Source organism: Pseudomonas sp. TJI-51 (assembly GCF_000190455.2).
In the GTDB taxonomy this organism is placed as follows: domain Bacteria; phylum Pseudomonadota; class Gammaproteobacteria; order Pseudomonadales; family Pseudomonadaceae; genus Aquipseudomonas; species Aquipseudomonas juntendi.
In genome coordinates this window covers 1-3,115 of the sequence record NZ_AEWE02000115.1, presented here as the reverse complement: position 1 = coordinate 3,115, position 3,115 = coordinate 1, and the positions used below count along the sequence as shown (strand labels likewise).

At 60.9% G+C, this 3,115-nt stretch carries 3 protein-coding genes; 2 read left to right on the top strand and 1 reads right to left on the bottom strand.

Annotated features, from left to right (window positions below):
• Positions 1–733 (bottom strand): carbon starvation CstA family protein (locus G1E_RS21985; protein WP_047150107.1); only part of this gene is annotated, 733 nt, incomplete at its 3' end.
• A gap of 166 nt (positions 734–899) precedes the next feature.
• On the opposite strand from G1E_RS21985, the gene G1E_RS21980 reads away from it, so the two are divergent.
• Positions 900–1,283, top strand: a complete 384-nt coding sequence (locus G1E_RS21980; RefSeq protein WP_009682652.1) for a PilZ domain-containing protein — start codon at positions 900–902, stop codon at positions 1,281–1,283.
• 242 nt (positions 1,284–1,525) lie between these two features.
• Positions 1,526–3,046, top strand: a complete 1,521-nt coding sequence (locus G1E_RS21975; RefSeq protein WP_009682651.1) for a nucleobase:cation symporter-2 family protein — start codon at positions 1,526–1,528, stop codon at positions 3,044–3,046.
• Positions 3,047–3,115: the final 69 nt, after the last annotated feature.

Genomic DNA, 3,115 nt, shown 5'->3' with positions numbered 1-3,115 from the left:
CGGCCGCAATCTGGCCCCCCAGCCAGATCGAGGCCAACAGCAGCACCACGCCGATGATCGAGATTTCACCAATGTGGCCCGGGCGGATGTAGCGCATGTAAATGCCCATGAACATCGCGATCGGGATGGTCGCCATTACCGTGAACATGCCCCATGGGCTTTCGGCCAGGGCCTTGACCACGATCAGCGCCAGCACCGCCAGGATGATGATCATGATCAGGAAGCAGCCGAACAGGGCGATGGTGCCCGGAATGCGGCCCATTTCCTCGCGCACCATGTCGCCCAGCGAGCGGCCATTGCGGCGGGTAGACAGGAACAGGACCATGAAGTCCTGCACTGCACCGGCCAGCACCACACCGGCAATCAGCCACAGCGTGCCGGGCAGGTAGCCCATTTGCGCGGCGAGCACCGGGCCCACCAGTGGGCCGGCGCCGGCGATGGCGGCGAAGTGGTGGCCGAACAGAATGTGTTTGTTGGTCGGAACGTAGTCCAGGCCGTCGTTGTTGAGCACCGCCGGGGTGGCACGGCGCGGGTCGAGTTGCATCACTTTGGTGGCGATGAACAGGCTGTAGTAGCGATAGGCGACCAGGTAGATGGCCACTGCCGCGACCACGATCCACAAGGCATTGATCGCCTCACCGCGACGCAGGGCAACAACACCCAGCGCGCAGGCCCCTATGACTGCCAGCGCCAGCCACGGTATGTGGCGTAGCAGGCTATTATTGTTGTTCATGGTTAGCTTCCAGCTGTTGGATTGGAAAGACCGCCCACCGAGTCTAGGGCGAGTCAGGCGGCATTGCCACACTTGCTTTGGTCTAGAGCCTCTGCGGCCAGATTGCAGTACCTGATGCACAAACCCTTCATCACCCTGATCAGGATGCCACCCGAGGGCCTTACCCATGAGCGATCACGACGAACGTAGGCGTTTCCAGCGAATCTGCTTCGACGCCCCTACCGAACTTCACCAAGGCTCCCGATGCTGGTCGCCCAAGCTGCTGGACATTTCGCTCAAGGGGCTGCTGGTGGAACGCCCGCAGCAATGGGATGCCGACCTGAGCCAGAACTTCGACGCAATCATCACGCTGGACGAGCAAACGCAGGTGACCATGCAGGTCGAACTGCGCCACGAGGAACCGGCCCGGCTTGGTTTCATCTGCCTGTACATCGATGTCGAATCGATGACCCATCTGCACCGTCTTGTGGAATTGAACCTGGGTGACGGCACCAAAATGATGCGTGAGCTGCGCGAATTGATCGAAGAATGGAATCTCTTAGCTAGCTAAGGGCCTTCCCACTTTGTGTTTCCTGTCTACTCAGACAGCTTTAGGGCTGGGTAGCAGGACTTTGTACACACCCCTCTAGTACAGCTTTAGACAAGTTGGTACGGCTCATGCATTGGGTTTTGACACACCCTGATGCCGCACTTGTGCGCGCTCCGATCAAAATATTGTATACAATTCTTGTGGCAATCAATCACGGGAAGTGTCTACAGTAGCGCCACAACAATAAACAGAGAGCCTGCTCCATGACTACGTCCCCTAGCACGTCTCCCGCTCAACGCCCCGAGGACGAAAACCTCGGGCTGGGCGCCAACCTGGCCTATGGTCTGCAACACGTGTTGACCATGTACGGGGGGATCGTCGCGGTGCCCCTGATCCTGGGGCAGGCCGCTGGCCTGAACGGTGGCGAAATCGGCATGCTGATCGCCGCCTCGCTGTTTGCCGGTGGCCTGGCCACCCTGCTGCAGACGTTGGGTCTGCCGTTTTTCGGCTGCCAGCTACCGCTGGTGCAGGGCGTGTCGTTCGCTGGCGTGGCGACCATGGGCGCCATTCTCAGCAGCGAAGGTGGCGGTGGCTTGCCGGGGGTGCTCGGTGCGGTCATGGCGGCATCACTGATCGGCTTTCTGATCACCCCGGTGTTCTCACGCATTACCAAGTTCTTCCCGCCCTTGGTGACCGGTATCGTCATCACCACCATCGGCCTGACCCTGATGCCGGTCGCCGCGCGCTGGGTAATGGGCGGCAACAGCGCTTCGCCCGAGTTCGGCAGCGTGGCCAATATCGGCCTGGCGGCGCTGACCTTTGCCATTGTGCTGCTGCTGAGCAAACTGGGTAGCGCGAGCATCTCGCGGCTGTCGATCCTGCTGGCCATGGTGGTCGGCACATTGATCGCCTGGGCGCTGGGCATGGCCGACTTCAGCAAGGTCACCGAAGGCCCGATGTTCGCCTTCCCCACGCCGTTCCATTTCGGCATGCCCGAGTTTCACATCGCGGCCATCCTGTCGATGTGCATCGTTATCATGGTGACCCTGGTGGAAACCTCGGCCGACATCCTTGCCGTGGGCGAGATCATTGATACCAAGGTCGACTCCAAGCGCCTGGGCAACGGCCTGCGTGCCGACATGGCGTCGAGCATTCTGGCGCCGATCTTCGGCTCGTTCACGCAAAGCGCATTCGCCCAGAACGTCGGCCTGGTGGCCGTTACCGGCGTCAAGAGCCGTTATGTGGTGGCTACCGGTGGCCTGATCCTGGTGGTTCTCGGCCTGCTGCCGATCATGGGCCGGGTCATTGCCGCCGTCCCTACCCCGGTACTGGGCGGTGCAGGCATCGTGCTGTTCGGCACCGTGGCGGCCAGTGGTATTCGCACTTTGTCCAAGGTCAGCTACAAGAACAACGTGAACCTGATCATCGTCGCGGCATCGCTGGGCTTCGGCATGATCCCGATCGCCGCGCCGACCTTCTACCACCACTTCCCGAACTGGTTCGAGACCATCTTCCACTCGGGCATCAGCTCGGCGGCGATCATGGCCATCCTGCTGAACCTGATCTTCAACCACTTCACCACCGGCAACTCGGAAAACCAGTCGGTGTTCGCTGCGGCCTACGAGCGCACCATCCAGTATTCGGACATTTCCGCACTGCGCAATGGCGACTACTTCAAGGATGGCAAGTTGTTCGATGCCGAGGGTAACGAGGTGCCGATGCTGGAGCTGGATGAGCATGGCAATGAAACGGTCAGACGCCCTGCGGCGGTGGCCGAGCATTGAGGGTTGCCTGAGCGGTGAGGTGGGGGGCCGATGCGCATCATCGGCCCCCTTTTTCGTTTGCCTGGGCTG

What these genes read in the sequence shown, in the direction of transcription:
- G1E_RS21980 (WP_009682652.1), top strand. Translation starts at nt 900, where the DNA reads ATGAGCGATCACGACGAACGTAGGCGTTTCCAGCGAATCTGCTTCGAC.
- G1E_RS21975 (WP_009682651.1), top strand. Translation starts at nt 1,526, where the DNA reads ATGACTACGTCCCCTAGCACGTCTCCCGCTCAACGCCCCGAGGACGAA.